17 protein-coding genes are annotated in these 19,009 nt (G+C 66.1%); 13 read left to right on the plus strand and 4 right to left on the minus strand.

Annotation, left to right across the window (positions count from 1 at the left end; genetic code table 11):
- The first annotated feature begins 4 nt into the window (after positions 1-4).
- From BLQ28_RS12030 to BLQ28_RS12065, 8 genes are read left to right on the plus strand one after another with little or no spacing between them, the layout of a single operon-like run.
- A complete protein-coding gene (locus BLQ28_RS12030) occupies positions 5-661 on the plus strand; it encodes an NADH-quinone oxidoreductase subunit J (RefSeq protein ID WP_093239294.1) in 657 nt (218 codons plus the stop codon).
- Complete coding sequence (gene nuoK / locus BLQ28_RS12035) at positions 658-966, plus strand: NADH-quinone oxidoreductase subunit NuoK (protein ID WP_019653383.1); 309 nt, start codon at positions 658-660, stop codon at positions 964-966. Before BLQ28_RS12030 ends, nuoK begins: the two co-directional genes overlap by 4 nt.
- A 7-nt stretch (positions 967-973) precedes the next feature.
- Positions 974-3,007 (plus strand): NADH-quinone oxidoreductase subunit L, encoded by a 2,034-nt coding sequence (gene nuoL / locus BLQ28_RS12040; RefSeq protein WP_093239295.1) that lies wholly within the window; start codon positions 974-976, stop codon positions 3,005-3,007.
- Between the two features lie 25 nt (positions 3,008-3,032).
- Positions 3,033-4,508 carry an NADH-quinone oxidoreductase subunit M gene (locus BLQ28_RS12045; protein WP_093239297.1) on the plus strand — a complete coding sequence of 492 codons (1,476 nt, stop codon included), beginning with the start codon at positions 3,033-3,035 and terminating at the stop codon, positions 4,506-4,508.
- A gap of 24 nt (positions 4,509-4,532) precedes the next feature.
- Complete coding sequence (nuoN, locus tag BLQ28_RS12050) at positions 4,533-6,020, plus strand: NADH-quinone oxidoreductase subunit NuoN (RefSeq protein ID WP_093239298.1); 1,488 nt, start codon at positions 4,533-4,535, stop codon at positions 6,018-6,020.
- A 13-nt stretch (positions 6,021-6,033) separates the two neighbouring features.
- On the plus strand, positions 6,034-6,339 hold the full coding sequence (locus BLQ28_RS12055) for a DUF2818 family protein (RefSeq protein WP_093239300.1): 306 nt from the start codon (positions 6,034-6,036) through the stop codon (positions 6,337-6,339).
- A gap of 5 nt (positions 6,340-6,344) precedes the next feature.
- Positions 6,345-6,959 carry an NUDIX domain-containing protein gene (locus tag BLQ28_RS12060; RefSeq protein WP_176801071.1) on the plus strand — a complete coding sequence of 205 codons (615 nt, stop codon included), beginning with the start codon at positions 6,345-6,347 and terminating at the stop codon, positions 6,957-6,959.
- A gap of 7 nt (positions 6,960-6,966) precedes the next feature.
- Positions 6,967-7,431, plus strand: coding sequence for a DUF1178 family protein (locus BLQ28_RS12065; protein WP_093239303.1), 465 nt, complete (start codon positions 6,967-6,969; stop codon positions 7,429-7,431).
- Between the two features lie 39 nt (positions 7,432-7,470).
- Here the strand turns inward: BLQ28_RS12065 and BLQ28_RS12070 are convergent, their stop codons facing one another.
- The gene (locus BLQ28_RS12070; RefSeq protein ID WP_093239304.1) at positions 7,471-9,255 is read right to left on the minus strand and encodes an ABC transporter transmembrane domain-containing protein; all 1,785 of its coding nucleotides are present in this window, start codon (positions 9,253-9,255) and stop codon (positions 7,471-7,473) included.
- A 76-nt stretch (positions 9,256-9,331) separates the two neighbouring features.
- Here BLQ28_RS12070 and BLQ28_RS12075 point away from each other — a divergent pair, with 76 nt between their 5' ends.
- From BLQ28_RS12075 to BLQ28_RS12095, 5 genes are all read left to right on the plus strand, one after another.
- On the plus strand, positions 9,332-9,868 hold the full coding sequence (locus BLQ28_RS12075; RefSeq protein ID WP_093239306.1) for a MarR family winged helix-turn-helix transcriptional regulator: 537 nt from the start codon (positions 9,332-9,334) through the stop codon (positions 9,866-9,868).
- Complete coding sequence (locus BLQ28_RS12080; protein WP_093239307.1) at positions 9,861-11,336, plus strand: efflux transporter outer membrane subunit; 1,476 nt, start codon at positions 9,861-9,863, stop codon at positions 11,334-11,336. The genes BLQ28_RS12075 and BLQ28_RS12080 overlap by 8 nt, the downstream gene beginning before the upstream one ends.
- 43 nt (positions 11,337-11,379) lie before the next feature.
- Complete coding sequence (locus BLQ28_RS12085; protein ID WP_093239309.1) at positions 11,380-12,726, plus strand: HlyD/EmrA/EmrK family protein; 1,347 nt, start codon at positions 11,380-11,382, stop codon at positions 12,724-12,726.
- A 59-nt stretch (positions 12,727-12,785) separates the two neighbouring features.
- Positions 12,786-14,348, plus strand: coding sequence for a DHA2 family efflux MFS transporter permease subunit (locus tag BLQ28_RS12090; protein WP_093239310.1), 1,563 nt, complete (start codon positions 12,786-12,788; stop codon positions 14,346-14,348).
- Between the two features lie 94 nt (positions 14,349-14,442).
- A complete protein-coding gene (locus tag BLQ28_RS12095; protein WP_093239312.1) occupies positions 14,443-15,357 on the plus strand; it encodes a LysR family transcriptional regulator in 915 nt (304 codons plus the stop codon).
- Between the two features lie 26 nt (positions 15,358-15,383).
- Here BLQ28_RS12095 and BLQ28_RS12100 read toward each other — a convergent pair whose 3' ends face one another.
- The 3 genes from BLQ28_RS12100 to BLQ28_RS12110 form a co-directional block, all read right to left on the minus strand.
- Positions 15,384-16,028, minus strand: a complete 645-nt coding sequence (locus BLQ28_RS12100) for a cysteine hydrolase family protein (RefSeq protein ID WP_093239313.1) — start codon at positions 16,026-16,028, stop codon at positions 15,384-15,386.
- A 120-nt stretch (positions 16,029-16,148) separates the two neighbouring features.
- Complete coding sequence (locus tag BLQ28_RS12105) at positions 16,149-17,357, minus strand: AGE family epimerase/isomerase (RefSeq protein ID WP_093239315.1); 1,209 nt, start codon at positions 17,355-17,357, stop codon at positions 16,149-16,151.
- 15 nt (positions 17,358-17,372) lie between these two features.
- On the minus strand, positions 17,373-18,623 hold the full coding sequence (locus BLQ28_RS12110) for a YbiU family protein (RefSeq protein WP_093239316.1): 1,251 nt from the start codon (positions 18,621-18,623) through the stop codon (positions 17,373-17,375).
- Positions 18,624-19,009: the final 386 nt, after the last annotated feature.

Below are 19,009 nucleotides of genomic sequence, written 5' to 3' on the forward strand. Positions count from 1 at the left end.
TCCAATGGACGTCAAGACCGGTCTGTTCTATCTGTTTGCCGTGGTGCTGCTGTTTGCAGCCTTCCGCGTCATCACCGCCCGCAACCCTGTGTACGCCGCGCTGTACCTGGTTCTGGCCTTCTTCCAGGCATCGGCCATCTGGCTGCTGCTGCGCGCCGAGTTCCTCGCGATCTCGCTCGTGCTCGTGTATGTCGGTGCCGTGATGGTGCTGTTTCTGTTCGTGGTGATGATGCTGGACATCAACGTCGACAGCTTGCGAGAGGGCTTCTGGAAGCACTTTCCGTTGGCAGCAGGCGTGGGTGCACTGATCGCGCTCGAAATGGCGGCCGTGCTGATGGGCGGCTTCCGCCTCGGCGAAGCACGTGCACCCAGCGGCGCGATGGCCGCGGACAGCTCGAACACGCTCGAACTCGGCAAGCTGCTGTATTCGCAATATCTGTATCCGCTCGAAATTGCCGCCGTCATCCTGCTCGTGGCCATCGTGGCCGCCATTGCGCTGACGCTGCGCACGCGCAAGGACAGCAAGTACACCAATCCGGCCGACCAGGTTCGCGTGAAGGCACGTGACCGCGTGCGCATCGTGCAGATGCCGGCAACGCGCGCGGCCGAACCCGTGGTTGAAGCAGCACCTGCGGACGCGGCAAAGGAAAACAAGGCATGACGCTCACGCTCGGACACTTTCTTTCGCTCGGCGCGATGCTTTTCGCGCTGTCAGTGATCGGCATCTTCCTGAACCGCAAGAACCTGATCGTTCTGCTGATGGCCATCGAGCTGATGCTGCTCGCGGTCAACATGAACTTCGTGGCGTTCTCGCATTTCCTGGGTGACATGCACGGCCAGATCTTCGTGTTCTTCATCCTGACGGTGGCTGCGGCCGAGTCGGCCATCGGGCTGGCGCTGCTGGTGCTGCTGTTCCGCAACAAGTCGAACATCAACGTCGACGAACTCAACTCGCTCAAGGGTTGACAGCAACATGAGCGCAACCCTTTCCGCATCCACCTTGCTGGCCGTGCCGCTGGCACCCCTGGTCGGCGCTGCCGTCGCAGGCCTGTTCGGTACGAAGTTCGGCGGCAATCACATCGGCCGCAAGGTCACGCATTCGCTGACCATCCTGGGCGTGCTGGTCGCCTTCATCATCTCGGCCATGACGCTCAAGAGCGTGGTGGTCGACGGTGCCCGCTTCAACGCCACGCTCTACGAGTGGATGGTCGTGGGCGGCCTGAAGATGGAAGTCGGCTTCATGGTCGACGGCCTCACGGCCATGATGATGTGCGTCGTGACCTTCGTGTCGCTGATGGTCCACATCTACACCATCGGCTACATGGAAGAAGACGACGGCTACAACCGCTTCTTCGCGTACATCTCGCTGTTCACCTTCTCGATGCTGATGCTCGTCATGAGCAACAACATGCTCCAGCTGTTCTTCGGCTGGGAAGCGGTGGGCTTGGTGTCGTACCTGCTGATCGGTTTCTGGTTCAACAAGCCGACCGCGATCTTCGCGAACATGAAGGCCTTCCTGGTCAACCGCGTGGGCGACTTCGGCTTCATCCTCGGCATCGGCCTCATCGCCGCTTATGCCGGCACGCTGAACTACACCGAAGCCTTCGCCAAGGCCGGCACGCTGGCAGGCATCACCTTCCCGGGCACCGAGTGGATGCTCATCACGGTGATCTGCATCTGCCTGTTCATCGGCGCGATGGGCAAGAGCGCCCAGTTCCCGCTGCACGTGTGGCTGCCCGACTCGATGGAAGGCCCGACCCCCATTTCGGCGCTGATCCACGCGGCAACCATGGTGACGGCCGGCATCTTCATGGTGGCGCGCATGTCGCCGCTGTTCGAGCTGAGCGACACGGCCCTGAGCTTCATCCTCGTGATCGGTGCCATCACCGCGCTGTTCATGGGCTTCCTGGGCATCATCCAGAACGACATCAAGCGCGTGGTCGCGTACTCGACGCTCTCGCAGCTCGGCTACATGACGGTGGCGCTCGGTGCCTCGGCCTACTCGGTCGCGGTGTTCCACCTGATGACGCACGCGTTCTTCAAGGCGCTGCTGTTCCTCGGTGCGGGCTCGGTCATCATCGGCATGCACCACAACCAGGACATCCGCTGGATGGGTGGCGTGCGCAAGTACATGCCGATCACCTGGATCACGTCGCTCTTGGGTTCGCTCGCGCTGATCGGTACGCCGTTCTTCGCCGGCTTCTACTCGAAGGACAGCATCATCGAAGCGGTCCACGAAAGCCACCTGTGGGGCGCGAACTTCGCGTACTACGCGGTGCTGGCCGGCGTGTTCATCACGGCGTTCTATTCGTTCCGCATGTACTTCCTGGTCTTCCATGGCGAAGAGCGCTACGACCAGAACCCCGACGCCCACCATGACGACCACGGCCATGGCGACGATCACGGCCATGGTCACCACGACCACAAGCCGCACGAGTCGCCGATGGTGGTCTGGCTGCCGCTGGTGCTGCTGGCGATCCCCTCGGTGGTGATTGGCTTCATGACGATCGAGCCGATGCTGTTCGGCGAGTTCTTCAAGAACGCGATCTTCGTGGACGTCAGCAAGCACCACGCGATGAAGGAACTCGAAGAAGCCTTCCACGGTCCGGTGGCCATGGCCATCCACGGCCTGCAGGCCGCACCGTTCTGGCTGGCGCTGGCTGGCGTGGTCCTGTCCTGGTACATGTACATGAAGAACCCGGCACTGCCGGCCGCCATCAAGCGCGCCTGCGGACCGATCTACCGCCTGCTCGAGAACAAGTACTACATGGACTGGTTCAACGAGAACGTCATCGCCCGCGCCACGCGTGCGCTGGGTACCGGCCTCTGGAAGGGCGGCGACCAGGCACTGATCGACGGTGCCGTCGTCAACGGTTCGTGGAAAGTGATCGGCCGTATTTCGGGTGTGGTGCGCTGGATGCAGTCGGGCTACATCTATCACTACGCCTTCGCGATGCTGCTCGGCATCTTCATCCTGATGACGTACTTCGTCTGGTTCAAACGCTGAGCCTGAACGCTGGAGAAAAAGAAAAATGGGTTTGTTGAGCCTTGCCATCTGGGTGCCGATCGCATTCGGCGCCGTGCTGCTGGCGTTTGGCCGCGACGAGCATGCCAAGGGCGTGCGTTGGGTCGCGCTCGTCGGTGCCATCGTGAGCTTCCTGGTCACGGTGCCGCTGTTCACGCGCTTCCAGAACGGTACCGCCGCCATGCAGTTCGTCGAGAAGACGAGCTGGATCTCGCGTTTCAACGTCAACTATCACCTCGGGATCGACGGCCTGTCGCTCTGGCTGGTGCTGCTGACCTCGTTCATCACGGTCATCGTCGTCATTTCCGCCTGGGAAGTGATCACCGAGCGCGTGAACCAGTACATGGGCGCGTTCCTGATCCTGTCGGGCTTCATGATCGGCGTGTTCGCCGCGCTTGACGGCGTGCTGTTCTACGTCTTCTTCGAAGCCACGCTGATCCCGATGTACCTGATCATCGGTATCTGGGGTGGCCCGAACAAGATCTACGCGGCGTTCAAGTTCTTCCTGTACACCTTGCTCGGCTCGCTGCTGATGCTGGTGGCGCTGATCTTCCTGTACAACAAGTCGGGCGGCAGCTTCGATATCCTGGCATGGCACAAGCTGCCGCTGGGCTCGACCGCGCAGACCTTCCTGTTCTTCGCCTTCTTTGCGGCCTTCGCCGTTAAGGTGCCGATGTGGCCAGTCCACACATGGCTGCCCGACGTGCACGTCGAGGCGCCCACTGGTGGTTCCGCCGTGCTGGCCGCGATCATGCTGAAGCTGGGTGCCTACGGCTTCCTGCGTTTCTCGATGCCCATTGCCCCCGATGCGTCGCATGAGTGGGCCTGGCTCATGATCGCGCTGTCGCTGATCGCCGTGATCTACGTGGGCCTGGTTGCGCTGGTGCAGCAGGACATGAAGAAGCTGGTGGCTTACTCGTCGGTGGCCCACATGGGCTTCGTGACGCTCGGCTTCTTCATCTTCAACGAGCTGGGCGTGTCCGGCGGCATCGTGCAGATGATTGCCCACGGCTTCGTGTCGGGCGCCATGTTCCTGGGCATCGGCGTGCTGTATGACCGCGTGCACTCGCGCCAGATCGCCGACTACGGCGGTGTGGTCAACACCATGCCCAAGTTCGCCGCGTTCGCGCTGCTGTTCGCCATGGCCAATTGCGGCCTGCCGGGCACCGCTGGTTTCGTGGGCGAGTGGATGGTGATCCTGGGTGCCGTCAAGGCCAACTTCTGGATCGGCCTTGGCGCTGCCACCGCGCTGATCTTCGGCGCGGCCTACACCCTCTGGATGTACAAGCGCGTGTACCTCGGCCCGGTCGGCAACGATCACGTCAAGGAACTCAAGGACATCAATGCCCGCGAATTCCTGATGCTGTCGCTGCTCGCCATTGCCGTGCTGTGGATGGGCCTGTATCCGAAGCCTTTCACCGATGCGATGGACGCTTCGGTGAGCGGGCTCCTGCGCCACACGGCGATTTCGAAGCTGCCCTGATTCCACGCTGAAGAAGAGAACTAGATGATTGACAAACTCAGCTGGGTCACGATCTACCCCGAAATCGTGCTGCTGGTCATGACCTGCATCATTGCGCTGGTCGACCTGTCCACTACGAGCCATCGCCGTACCCGCACCTATGTGCTGACGCTGCTCACGCTGGCCGTGGTCGCCGTGCTGTCGGGCCTGCAGGCCCTCGACGCCAAGACCATCTACGGCTTCGGCGGCATGGTCGTCAGCGACCCGATGGGCAACTGGCTCAAGTGCTTCGCCACCCTGGCCCTGATGGTCACGCTGGTCTACGGCCGTCCCTATGCGGCAGACCGCGACATGCTGCGCGGCGGCGAAATGTTCACGATGAGCATGTTCGCGCTGCTGGGCATGTTCGTGATGATCTCGGGCAGCAACTTCCTGCTGATCTACCTGGGCCTCGAATTGCTCACGCTATCGAGCTACGCGCTGGTCGCGCTGCGTCGCGACAACGCGATCGCCAGCGAAGCCGCCATGAAGTACTTCGTGCTCGGCGCGATGGCCAGCGGCTTCCTGCTCTACGGCCTGTCGATGATGTACGGCGCCACCGGTTCGCTCGACGTCAATGAAGTGTTCAAGACCATCGCGAGCGGCAAGGTGAACCACCAGGTGCTGGTGTTCGGCCTGGTGTTCATCGTGGCCGGCCTGGCATTCAAGGTGGGGGCTGCGCCTTTCCACATGTGGGTGCCCGACGTCTACCAGGGCGCACCGACGGCGATCACGCTGCTGATCGGCGCGGCGCCCGAACTGGCCGCCTTCGCGATCATCATCCGCCTGCTGGTCGACGGCCTGCAGCCGCTGGCCATCGACTGGCAGCAGATGCTGGCCGTGCTCGCCATCGCTTCGCTGCTGGTCGGTAACCTGGCCGCCATTGCGCAGAGCAACCTGAAGCGGATGCTGGCCTATTCGACGATCTCGCAGATGGGCTTCATGCTCCTCGGTCTGGTCGCCGGCTCGGACCACCAGGGCACCTACAACGCGCAGTACGCCTACAGCGCCTCGATGTTCTACATCGTGACCTACGTGCTGACCACGCTGGCCAGCTTCGGCATCATCCTGCTGCTGGCACGCGAAGGCTTCGAGAGCGAAGAGATCACCGACCTCGCAGGCCTGAACCAGCGCAGCCCGCTGTACGCTGGCGTGATGGCCATCGCGATGTTCTCGCTGGCTGGCCTGCCGCCGCTGGTCGGCTTCTACGCCAAGCTGGCCGTGCTGCAGGCGCTGATCGCCTCGGGCCAGGCCATCTACATCGGCCTGGCGGTGTTCGCCGTGATGATGTCGCTGATCGGCGCGTTCTACTACCTGCGCGTGGTCAAGGTGATGTACTTCGACGCACCCGTCACGGCCACCACCGTGTCGGCACCGCGTGACGTGCGCACCGTGCTCACGATCAACGGTGCACTCATCCTGATCCTGGGCATCGTGCCCGGCGGCCTGATGACGCTCTGCTACGACGCGATCGTGGCCACGCTGGCTCACTGACGCAGCGCACCCGGTGTCGCAAACCGCGTCGGTCTGGGTTGTGTTGCTGGTGGCCCTGGTGGCCGCCAACCTGCCGTTCTTCAACGACCGCCTGTTCGGCGCCGTGCCGTTGCCGAGCCGACCGAAATCGCTCGCGGTGCGCTTCGCCGAACTGGTGGTCTTGTACTTTCTGGCCGGCGGCGTCGGCCTGCTGTTCGAGCGCAGGGCAGGGCAGATAGCACCGCAGGGCTGGGAGTTCTATGCGGTGACCGGCGCGCTCTTCATCGTGCTGGCCTTTCCAGGGTTCACCTGGCGCTATTTGATGAAGCACAGGCACTGACCGACATGACTTCTTCGCCCATCGACACCACCGATTCGCATCTGAAGGAAGAGCTCACGAGCCGCGAGGAGCTGTTCAAGGGCAAGTTCCTGGAGGCCCGGCGCGACACCATCCGCCTGCCCGATGGCCACAGCGCCACGCGCGAGTACGTGGTGCACCCGGGTGCCGTGGTGGTGATTCCGATGCTCGACGATGGTCGCGTGGTGCTGGAGCGCCAGTTTCGCTACCCGGTCGGGCATGTGATGGTCGAGTTTCCGGCGGGCAAGCTGGATGCGGGTGAAGACCCCTTCGTTTGCGGCCGGCGCGAACTGCTCGAAGAAACCGGCTACACCGCACGCGAGTGGGCCCATGCCGGCGCCATGCATCTGGCGGTGGCGTACTCGACCGAGATCATTCACATCTACTTTGCCCGTGGGCTCACGCTCGGTGAGCGCCAGCTCGATCACGGCGAGTTTCTCGATGTGTTCACGGCAACGCCCGCCGAGTTGGCCGGCTGGTGCCGCGATGGCACCGTGACCGATGCCAAGACGCTGACCTGCACGCTCTGGCTGCAGAACGTTCTGTCGGGCGCATGGGCTCTGGACTGGCAAGCGCTGCCGTCGCAAGGCGGCGCGGGATAATCCGCGCATGAAGGTTCTCGATCTCCGCTGTACGCATGGCCACGGCTTCGAGGGCTGGTTTGCGTCCAACGAGGCCTTCGAGACGCAATTGGCCGGCGGGCTGGTCGAATGCCCGGTCTGCGGCGACACCGCCGTCGTCAAGCTGTTGAGCGCGCCGCGCCTCAATCTCGGCAATGCCAAGGCGCCGCAAGAGGCGGCCACGGCAGCACCATCTGCCACGTCTTCTTCGAACGTTCCTGCGCCTCTGTCGCCCGAAGCCCGCTGGATGCGCGCCGTGCGTGAGGTCATGGCAAAGACCGAGGACGTCGGCGATCGTTTCGCCGACGAGGCTCGCAAGATGCACTATGGCGAGACTGAAGAGCGCGGCATTCGTGGCCAAGCGACGCCCGAGCAGACCGAAGCGCTGCTCGATGAAGGCATTGCGGTGATACCGCTGCCGATTCCTGCGGCGCTCAAGGAAACACTGCAGTAATCGGCTCGGCCGGCCTCCGGTCCAGGCTAGGCAAGGTGTTCAGGCCGTGAACTGAAGCGCCGCGAGGCGTGCGTACACGCCACCCTGTGCGACCAGCGCCGCATGCGTCCCCTGTTCGACGATGCCGCCGTGGTCCAGCACCACGATGCGGTCAGCCTTCTGCACAGTGGCCAGCCGGTGCGCAATCACAACCGTGGTGCGGCCTTCCATTGCCGATTCAAGTGCGGCTTGCACCATGCGTTCGCTTTCCGCATCGAGCGCGCTGGTGGCTTCGTCGAGCAACAGCAGCGGCGGGTTCTTCAGGATCGCGCGTGCGATCGCAATGCGCTGGCGTTGGCCGCCCGACAGGCGCACGCCGCGCTCGCCGAGGAAGGTGTCGTAGCCCTCGGGCAGGGCCTGCAGGAAGTCGTGAGCGAAGGCGGCGCGGGCGGCGGCATGCACTTCGTCGGCTGTCGCATCGGGGCGGCCGTAGCGGATGTTCTCGAAGGCGCTGGTCGAGAAGATCACCGCGTCCTGCGGCACAAGGCCGATGCGCGTGCGCAGGTCGTCCAGGGCGAGGGAGGCGAGCGGCGTGCCGTCGAGCAGCAGGCGGCCCGACTGCGGGTCGTAGTAGCGCAGCAGCAACTGGAAGACGGTGCTCTTGCCGGCACCGCTCGACCCCACCAATGCCACCGTCTCGCCCGGAGCCACGTCCAGGCTGAAGTCGCGCAGCGCCGGCGTGCCGGGGCGCGACGGGTAGTGGAAGGTCACGGCATCGAACCGGATGGCACTGCCCGCGGCGGGGATGGCCGTGACGGCCGGCGTCTTGGGCGAGAAGATCGCCGTGGGTGCGTGCAGCAGTTCCATCAGGCGCTCGGTCGCGCCGGCGGCGCGCAGCAGGTCGCCGTAGACCTCGCCGAGCACGGCTGTGGCGCTGGCCAGAATCGCGACGTAGACCACGGTCTGGCCCAGGTGGCCGGCCGTGATGTCGCCGCGCAGCACGGCCTGCGTGCCCTGGTACAGGCCCCAGAGCAGGGCCGCCGATGTGGCGATGATGATGAATGCCACCAGCACCGACCGCGCCCTGGTCCGGCGCACGGCGGTGCGAAAGGCGTTCTCGGTCGACGCATCGAAGCGGGCCGCCTCGCGGCTTTCGGCCGTGTAGCTTTGCACCACCGGGATCGCATTCAGCACTTCGGCAGCGATGGCGCTGGAGTCCGCCACGCGGTCCTGGCTGGCGCGCGACAGCTTGCGCACGCGGCGGCCGAACCACATGCTCGGCAGCACCACCAGCACGAGGATGCCCAGCACCTGCACCATCACGTAAGGATTGGTCCAGACCAGCACCGCCAGCGCGCCGACGCCCATCACGGCGTTGCGCAACCCCATGCTCAGCGAAGAACCGACGACCGTCTGGACCAGCGTGGTGTCGGCCGTCAGGCGCGACAGCACTTCGCCTGTCTGGGTCGTCTCGAAGAACGCCGGGCTCTGCTTCAGCACGTGGCCGTAGACCGCGTTGCGGATGTCGGCGGTCACGCGCTCGCCGAGCCAGCTCACCGTATAGAAGCGCGCTGCCGAGAAAAGGCCCAGCGCGACGGCCACCGCGAAGAGGGCGCCGAAGTGCTCGCGCAGCGCCATGGTCTGCGCGCCCTTGTCGGGGTTGATCAAGCCACCGTCAATCAGACTGCGCAAGGCGATAGGAAAAACCAGCGTGGTGACCGCCGCCATCACCAGAAAGAGGCCCGCCAGCACGATCTGGACACGGTAGGGGCGAAGAAAAGGGCTCAGGCCCGACAGCGACCGGGGCGAGCCCTTGGCCATGGAAGACGGTGGGGTAGAAGCCATGGGCCAATTCTAGCGAGCCCTTGCCCCTACAAAGGCAGCCTTGACAATAACTGCCGCGGCAACTAATATTTCGGCCATGAGCGATGCCAACACTCCCGAAACACCGCCGGCCTCCGCCGAAGCGGAGCGTCGCCCGCACATCTTCTACCGCGCCGAGAACTATCGGGCAGAAGAAAGCATCGGGTATCTGATGCGCCGCATCGTGACGGCGGTGGGGCAGTCGGTGGAAACCCGCATGTGCGAGCCCGGCAGCCCGACCTACCCGCAATGGGTGCCTCTCTACAAATTGCACATCGGCGCGGCGACCACCGTGGCCGAACTGGCCCGCGCCTGCGAGCTCGATACCGGCGCCATGACGCGCCTGCTCGACCGCCTGGAAGCCAAGGGCCTGTGCCGTCGCGTGCGGTCGCTCGAAGACCGCCGCGTGGTCAACATCGAACTCACCGACGAGGGCCGTGCCGCCGCCAAGGAAGTGCCGTACGTGCTCAGCCGTGTGCAGAACGAACATCTTGCAGGCTTTACCACCGAAGAATGGGTGCAGCTCAAGGGCTACTTGCGTCGCATCCTCGACAACGCGCAGGCCCTCGCGGCCCGTGGAGATAAAAATGACTGATTCCCTCGCCGTGCGCGCGCTGCGTCGCACTCCCGTCGTGGCCGCTGCGTTGCTGGTGGTCGCGCTGGCCGGCTGTGCCGACATGGCCGGCATCGGCTCGCAGGCCAAGCTGCGCGACGCCTCGTCGCTCGGCATCGCCGCGGACCCGGCCGCCGCCACGGTGTCGCGCCTCGACAGCCAGTGGTGGCTCGCCTTCGGCGATGCGCAGCTCAACACGCTGATCGACCAGGCCGTTGCCGGCAACCCGAACCTGCAGGTGGCACGTGCGCGCCTCGTGCGCGCGCAAGCCTCGGCGGACATCGCCGATTCGGCCCTCAAGCCGAAGGTCAATGGCGAGCTGGACCTGAACCGCCAGAAGTTCAACAGCAACTACATCTACCCCGCACCGCTGGGTGGCTCGATCCAGAACATCGGGCTGCTGCAGCTCGGCGCGAGCTGGGAGCTCGACTTCTTCGGCAAGAACCGCAGCGCGCTCGACGCGGCCATCGGTTCGGCCAACGCCGCCGCCGCCGATGCCGACGCGGCGCGCGTGCTGCTCGCGAGCAATGTGGCGCGCAGCTACTTCCAGTGGGCGCGCCTGAACGACCAGCTCACGGTGGCCCGCCGCACGCTGGCGCAGCGCGACGAAACCCTCAAGCTCGTGCGCGACCGCGTGTCCGCCGGCCTCGACACCCGCCTCGAACTGCGCCAGAGCGAAGGCGGCCTGCCCGAAGCCCGCCAGCAGATCGAAGCGCTCAACGAGCAGATCGCGCTGCAGCAGCACGCGCTCGACGCGCTCGTGGGCCAGCCCAGCGTGTCCCAATCGCTGAAGCCGCCCGTACTGGCCGGCGTCAAGCCGATGGCGCTGCAAGCCAACATTCCCGCCGACCTGCTCGGCCGCCGCGCCGACATTGCCGCCGCGCGCTGGCGTGTCGAGGCGGCCACGAGCGACGTGGCCAATGCCAAGACGCTGTTCTATCCGAACGTCAACCTCACGGCCTTTGTCGGCTTCCAGAGTCTGGGCTTCGGCAAGCTGCTCAAGTCCGGCAGCGAGCAGTGGGGCGTGGGCCCGGCCATCAGCCTGCCGATCTTCGAAGGCGGCAAGCTGCGCGCCAACCTGCGCGGCAAGTCGGCCGACCTCGACGTGGCCATCGAAAGCTACAACGCCACGGTGCTCGACGCCGTGCGCGACGCGGCCGACCAGGTCACGAGCGCGCAATCGATCACCCGCCAGCAGGCCGAACAGCGCGCCGCGCAAACGGCCGCCGAAGGCGCCTACGACATTGCCGTGCAGCGCTATCGCGCGGGCCTGGGCAACTACCTCAACGTGCTGACGGCCGAAACCGCCGTGCTCGCACAGCGCCGGCTGGCCGTCGATCTCGCCGCGCGCGCGCTCGACACGCAGGTGGCACTGGCGCGCGCCCTGGGCGGCGGCTGGCAGCCTCCGGCCACGGCCACCGCATCGGCCCCCGCCGTTGCAACGAACTGAATTGAACTGACCCGACTTCCTCGTCTTCGGAAAGAACTTCACCATGAGCGATAACAACACTCCGACGCCCGCTGCTTCCGCAGCCTCTGTTGCACCTGAAGCACCTGCCGGCAACGGCAAGCGCCGCCGCGCGCTGACCGCGCTGGCGGCCGTGGTGATCGTCGCCGGCGGCGGCTGGGGCCTCTATGAATGGCTGGTCGCCAGCCACTACGAGGACACCGACAACGCCTACGTGCAGGGCAACGTCATCCAGATCACGCCGCAGATCGGCGGCACCGTCATGGCCATCAGCGCCGACGACACCGACTTCGTGAAGGCCGGCCAGCCGCTCGTGCAGCTCGACCCCGCCGACGCCAAGGTGGCGCTGGAGCAGGCCGAAGCCGCGCTCGCGCAGGCCGTGCGCCAGGTGCGCACGCTGTACGCCAACAACGGCTCGCTGGCCGCGCAAGTCACGCTGCGCCAGTCCGACATCGTGAAGGCGCAGAGCGACATTGCCAAGGCACAGGACGACCTGCAACGCCGCCGCGCGCTGTCGGGCAACGGCGCCGTGTCGAAGGAAGAACTCAACCACGCCGAGACGCAGCTGGACACCGCCAAGAGCGCGCTCGCAGCGGCGCAGGCCGGCGTGGTCGCTGCGAAGGAAGCGCTGGTCAGCAACCAGTCGCTGACCGAAGGCACCAGCGTGGCCCAGCACCCGAGCGTGCTGGCTGCCGCCGCCAAGGTGCGCGAGGCCTACCTGGCCACGCAGCGCGTGGCCATGCCCGCACCGGTCGACGGCTACGTCGCCAAGCGCACCGTGCAGCTCGGCCAGCGCGTGGCCGCCGGCACGCCGATGATGTCGATCGTGCCGCTCAACCAGCTGTGGGTCGACGCCAACTTCAAGGAAGTGCAGCTGCGCAACATCCGCATCGACCAGCCCGTGAAGCTCACGGCCGACGTGTACGGCAAGAAGGTCGAGTACACCGGCAAGGTCGCGGGCCTGGGCGTGGGCACCGGCAGTGCGTTCGCGCTGCTGCCTGCGCAGAACGCCACCGGCAACTGGATCAAGGTGGTGCAGCGCGTGCCGGTGCGCATCGCGCTCGACCCCGAGCAGCTCAAGGCCAACCCGCTGCGCATCGGCCTGTCGATGGACGCCGAGATCGACATCTCGTCCAAGAGCGGCAAGATGCTCGCCGACGCGCCGCGCCCCACCGCGCTGACGCAGACGGCGGTGTACAGCCAGCTCGACCGCGGCGCCGATGCCGAAGTGGAGCGCATCGTCGCGGCCAACATCGGGCGCAGCGCGCCGGCCGTCGCTCCGTCGAGCCCGTCGGCTCCGTCGAAGGGCTCGGCCGCACCGACGGCCGCGCCTGGTGCGGCGTCGGTGGCCGTGTCGGGGCAGCCGGGCTGATCGCCCGCGCCTGCACCGGGTAACCCCGCCACACAAACACAACAGCTCGCGCGACCGCAATGGCCACCGCCGCTCCTGCATACGTTGCGCATCCACCGCTCGAAGGCGCCGCCCGCGTCTGGGGTACGGTTGCGCTGTCCGCGGCAACTTTCATGAACGTGCTCGATTCGTCGATCGCGAACGTGTCGTTGCCCGCCATCTCGGGCGACCTTGGCGTGAGCACCACGCAAGGCACCTGGGTCATTACCAGCTTCGCGGTGGCCAACGCCATCGCGGTGCCGCTCACCGGCTTCATGACGCAGCGCTTCGGGCAGGTCCGCCTGTTCATGGCCAGCGTGATCCTGTTCATGATCAGCTCGCTGCTGTGCGGCCTGGCGCCGAACATGACCACGCTGATCCTGTTCCGCGCGCTGCAGGGCTTCGTCGCGGGGCCGATGATCCCGCTGTCGCAGACGCTGCTGCTGTCGAGCTATCCGAAGGCCAAGGCCGGCCTGGCAATGGCGATGTGGTCCATGACCACGCTGGTCGCGCCGGTGATGGGGCCGCTGCTCGGCGGCTGGATCACCGACAACATCTCGTGGCCGTGGATCTTCTACATCAACATCCCGGTCGGCATCGTCGCGGCCTCCATCACGTGGGCGCTCTATCACAAGCGAGAGAGCGTCACGCACAAGGTGCCCATCGACGCCATCGGCCTGGCGCTGCTGGTGCTGTGGGTCGGCTCGCTGCAGCTGATGCTCGACAAGGGCAAGGAGCTCGACTGGTTCCATTCGCCGCAGATCGTCGCGATGGCCGTGGTGGCGGTGGTCGGCTTCGGGTTCTTCCTGATCTGGGAGCTGACCGACAAGCACCCGGTGGTCGACCTGTCGCTGTTCAAGCGCCGCAACTTCTGGTCGGGCGCCGTGGCAACGGCCGTGGCCTACGGCCTGTTCTTCGGCAACGTGGTGCTGCTGCCGCTGTGGCTGCAGCAATGGATGGGCTACACCGCCACGCAGGCGGGGATGATCATGGCGCCCGTGGGGCTGCTGGCGATCTTCCTGTCGCCGGTGGTGGGGCTCACGGTGGGCAAGGTCGATCCGCGCCGCTATGCCACGTTCTCGTTCCTGGTGTTCGCGCTGGTGCTGTGGATGCGCTCGAACTTCAACACCCAGGCCGACTTCGGCACGATCATCATCCCGACCGTGATCCAGGGCATTGCCATGGCGTTCTTCTTCATCCCGCTGGTGACGCTGACGCTCTCGGGCCTGACGCCCGATCGCATCCCCGCCGCCTCGGGCCTGTCGAACTTCCTGCGGATCACGGCCGGCGCCATGGGCACGTCGCTCACGACCACGCTGTGGGACAACCGCGCGACGCTGCACCACTCGCAGCTTGCGGAGACGATCAACCAGGGCAACAACACGGCCACCAGTGCCATGGCCGGGCTCGCCAGCAATGGCTTCAGCACCGACCAGGTGCTAGGGCAGATGAATCGCATCGTCGACCAGCAGGCCTACATGCTGGCCACGAACGACATCTTCTATGCCTCGGCGATCCTGTTCCTGCTGCTGATTCCGCTGGTGTGGCTGGCCAAGCCGCAAAAGGGCGGCGCGGGCGGCGACGCCGCAGCCGGCGCGCACTGACCACCACGCGCTTTCCCGTCACCCATCGCAACCCCCAGGCTTCTTCGAGAACCCTGGGGGTTTCTTTCGAAGCAAAGAGCCCAGAGCCCCGCACATGGATCAACTTGCCGCCATGAAGGCCTTTTGCGCGGTCGTGGAGGCCGGCGGCTTCACGGCCGCGGCCGAGGCGATGGATGTCTCGCACACGGTCGTCTCGCGCCACGTCAAGCAGCTCGAAGCCTCGCTGGGCGTGCAACTGCTCAACCGCACCACGCGGCGCTTTGCGCTCACGCAGGCCGGCCAGACCTACTACGAGCACAGCCGGCAGATCCTCGACCAGGTCGAAGCGGCGGCGCTGCTCGTTGCGCAGCACCAGGTCGAGCCGACGGGCCTGCTGCGCATCAACGCGCCGATGTCGTTCGGCCTGGAAGAGCTGGCGCAATGGCTGCCCGACTTTCTCGATGCGCATGCCCGGGTCAAGGTCGACCTCGTTTGCAACGACCGCTTCGTCGACCTGATCGAAGAGGGGTTCGACGTGGGCCTGCGCCTGGCCTATTCGCTCTCGGACTCGACGCTGATCGTCAAGCGGCTGGCCAGCTTCGAGGAATGGTGGGTGGCCGCGCCTGCCTATATTCAGCGGCACGGAACCCCTGTGGTACCCGCTGACCTGGCGGCGCACGAATGCCTCAACTATTCGCTGGCGGGCAAGGCCGGGCAACCCAGCTTTACCGCCGAAGACGGCAGCGTGCACACGGTCGATGTGGGCGGCCGATTGCAGGCCAACAGCGGCATCGTGCTGCGTGCGGCCGCGCTTGCCGGCACGGGAATCGCGGCGTCTCCGGTGTTCCTCGTGCGCGAGCATGTCGCGCGGGGCGAGCTGGTGCGCGTGCTGCCGGACTTTCGCCAGCAGCCGCTGAAGCTCTACGCGCTCTATCCGCAGAACAGGCACCTGTCGCCCAAGGTGCGCGCCTTCGTCGATTTCGCCGCCGCGCGCTACCTGTCGTCATCCGGCCAAGACGGCAACGACTGAGCTGCCTGCGGCAATGCGCTGGCCGATCAGTTCAGCGCGGCGGCGGGCACCGATTCGACTCCGGCATCCAGCAGGCGCAGCACGTCGTCCGTGGTGCGCACTTCGGCCACGACGTCCGACACGCCACGCAGCGCCGCGCGATGCAGCTCGCGGTGGCCCAGCAGGCCGCCGTCGTCCAGATCCAGGTCGCGCGTCGCGCAGGCATCGCTCACGATGAGGCTCTGGTAGCCGCGCGGTGCCGCATCGAAGGCGGTGGCCGACACGCACATGTGCGTCATGAGCCCGGTCAGGACCAGCGTCTTGATGCCTCGCGCCTGCAGCGCCGCTTCGAGCGGTGTGCCCGCGAAGGCACTCGGCGTTGCCTTCGTCAGCACGACGTGGCTAGGCGCAGGACGCAGCTCGGCATGAATGTCGAAGGCCTTGCTTCCCTCGGCAAAGATCGGACTGTCCGCCGGCGCCAGGTGCTGCGCGTGGAACACCGGCATCGCGTGCCGGTCGGCCCAGTCGATCAGGCGCCGGGCCTGCCGCAGTGCCGCCAGGCCATCGGGAATGGGCATGCGCCCGTCGAAGTATTCGTTCTGGAAATCGATCGCGACCAACGCCGTGGTGGCGGGATCGAGGCGGGTCGTTGGCAGTGCGCCGGTGATGGCGCGGATGCTGGGGTGCTTCATGCGGCTTCTCTGAGCGAGTGAAAGAAGCCACGAAGCGTACAAACCGGCGGCGCCGCGGTGTAGATGCGCAGCCGCACAAGATTTGTGCGAATCGTGAAGGCCGCTGTCTCGGTGGCCTCGCTACCTCGCGGCGTCGCCCAGCGCCTTCAGCACGTCGTAGCACGCGCCCATCGTGTGGTAGTCGGTCTTGCCGGCCGGGCTCTTCTCGTCGCTGATCTTCTGGTTCTGCGGCGTGAGGATGCGGTACCAGGCGCCATACCGGTGATCGACGAAATGCGCCCAGCTGTAGGCCCAGATGCTGTCGTACCAGTTCCAGTAGCTCGCCTCTCCGGTGCGCACCGCGAGCAGGGCGGCGGCGGCGAAGCTCTCGGCCTGCACCCAGAAGTACTTGTCGGCATCGCACACCGCGCCATCGGGTCCGAAGCCGTACACCAGGCCGCCGTTGTCGGCGTCCCAGCCGCGGAACATGGCGGTGTCGAAGAAGTGACGGGCGCGCGGCAGGATCCAGTCTGCCCGCCGGTCTGCGGTGGCCAGGTGGCGTTCGAGCTGCAGGAGCAGCTTGGCCCATTCGGTCAGGTGCCCGGTCTGGAAACCCCAGGGCCGGAAGATGTTCGTCTTGTCGCCGCGGTTGTAGGCCCAGTCGACCGACCAGTCCTGGCGGTAGTGTTCCCACACCAGCCCGTCGGCCAGCGCGGCCTGCCGGCCCGTGACGGCTTCCGCCAGCGTCAGCGCGCGGTCGAGGTAGCGGGTTTGCTGCGTGGCTTCCCACGCGGCCATCATGGCCTCGCACACGTGCATGTTGGCGTTCTGGCCGCGGTAGGCGCTCACGCGCCAGTCGGCGGTGGCTTCATCGGCGTAGAGCTGGTGCCTCGGCTCCCAGAAGTGCTGCTCCATCAACTGCCAGGTGCGGTCGAGGCCGGCGTGCGCCTCTTCGATGCCGGCCATCAGCGCGTGCGCATGCGCCAGCAGCACGAAAGCCAGGCCATAGCAGTGCTGCGTGCCGTCCTGCACGGTCGCGCGCTGCGCGTGCCAGTCGATCTGCCAGGCGTAGCCGCCTTGTGGTTGCGCGTGGGCGCGCTGCAGGAAGGCCAGGCCATGCCGCGCCGCCGCCAGCTGCTCCGGGCGGCCGAAGCGCCGGTAGGCCATCGCATGGTTGAACACGAAGCGTGCGCTGCTCACCAGATGGCGGGTGCGCTTGTCGTACACCGTGCCGTCGTCCTTGAAGAAATGGAAGAAGCCGCCCGAGGCGTCGAGGCAGCGTGGTTCATAGAACGCGAGCGTGTGCAGGATGTGGTCGGTCAGGAAATCGGGAGAGCGGAAGTTCGGCATGGAAGGCGGTGTCTTTCAATCCCAGGGACACAGTCCCATCTGGCGCTTGCCAAGGGTCGTGAGATCGTCGAGTCGGGCGCGGCCCTTGAAGTTCACTTCGTAGTCTTCGGGCGCGAAATCGGGGCTGCTGCGGCCGGCCAGGAATGCAGGGGCCTGGCGTGCCATGAAGTCGTGGTTCCTCCTGCACCAGGGCGCGGCGGCGATGTAGATGACGCTGCTGTGCGCGCCGCCCCGGTGATGGTCTTCGACCGCATGGATCACGTCGGGGTGCCACCACACGGTGTCGCCGGGCTCGACCTGCGGAATCGAGACCAGGCCCTCGCGCAGCGTGGCGTGCCATTCGGGCGTGGCGCCGAGTGCGCGGCCGGGCTGCGCACCGCAGAGGTTGCCTTCGGGCACGTCGGGCAGCAGGGCACGCAGCAGCATCCAGGGCGTGGTGCGCGCCACCGGCACCAGCCGCAGCGTGCCGTCGCCCGGCCCCTGGCGCGACAGCGCGGTCCAGCCCTGGAAGGTGCGAAAGGCCGAGCACACGGCGGGCGAGGGAATCTCGCGCGTGTCGATGCGGCCTTCGGCGTCGAAAGGGTCGAAGCGTGCGAGCTCGCCTTCGAAGACGTCGCGGTACACGGGCCTGAAGCTCGGCTCGCACCAGCGCTCGACCGAGCCGCCGTCGGAGTGCGGCGACAGGCCCAGCGTCGCATCGCCGGGCTCGCGCCGGCGGATGCGGTCGGCGTAGTTCGCCTGCCGGTCGGGGTCGAAGAAGCGCACGCCGTTCTTCTCATACGTCCACAGCCGGTTGAGAAAGGCGCGCGTGCGGTCCATGGTCTCGGCCTGGCGTGCCTCCATCTGCGGGCGCGACCAGTAGAGCCCGAAGATCTGCGGCCGGCCCGAGGCCAGGGCGCTGAAGTACTTGTCGAGTCCGGCCTTCGCGTGGGCCAACTCGAAGTAGCCGTTGTCGTCGATGTAGTGATGGATCTCTTCGTTCCACGCCTGCACCTGCGCGGTATCGAACACGCCCCGCACCACCACACAGCCGCGCCGGCGAATGCGCTCGATCTGCCGCGCCGACACGCGGCCCTGCGCGATGTCCGCATAGCCGATCTCGGGCACCGCGCCGCCGGCCGCCTGCTCGGCTTGCACCAGCGCCACTTCGTCGCGCAGCCACTCGTTCTCGTGCAGAAAGCGCCATTGCAGATCGGGAACGCTCGCGCGCAGTGCGCGCTGCGCCTGCACGATGGCACGGGGGATGTCGTTCATCCAGTCGGTCATGGCGTCCAGTCGGCCGCGGGCGCTTCGGCGTGAGCGTCGAAGAACATGGCGTTCGACAACAGGCGGTTCATGAGGCTGTGCATCGGCTTTGGTGGGAAGGTCCGGCGGCAGTTTAGGTGGGCGTTCGCGCGGCGGCGTGCTGTGATTTCCCGGACGAAAGTCGGCGCAGCAAGCGCAACAAGCCGACGGTGGTGGTTGTGGCCCTGGCTGCATCGCGAAGGTGCCGCGAACCTGCCCTTTGTCGTCGAGACGACAGTCGCGCCGCCTGAAGGCGACTGAACCGTGAAATGGTTGCAGTGCAGCATAGGCATTTGCCCCAGTATGCAAGCGCAGGGCGCCCACGAACAATCGGTCCGCGCTCCATGGTGGCGCGCCAAGATGGACCG

It is taken from the genome of Variovorax sp. EL159, from assembly GCF_900100965.1.
Taxonomy (GTDB): domain Bacteria; phylum Pseudomonadota; class Gammaproteobacteria; order Burkholderiales; family Burkholderiaceae_C; genus Variovorax.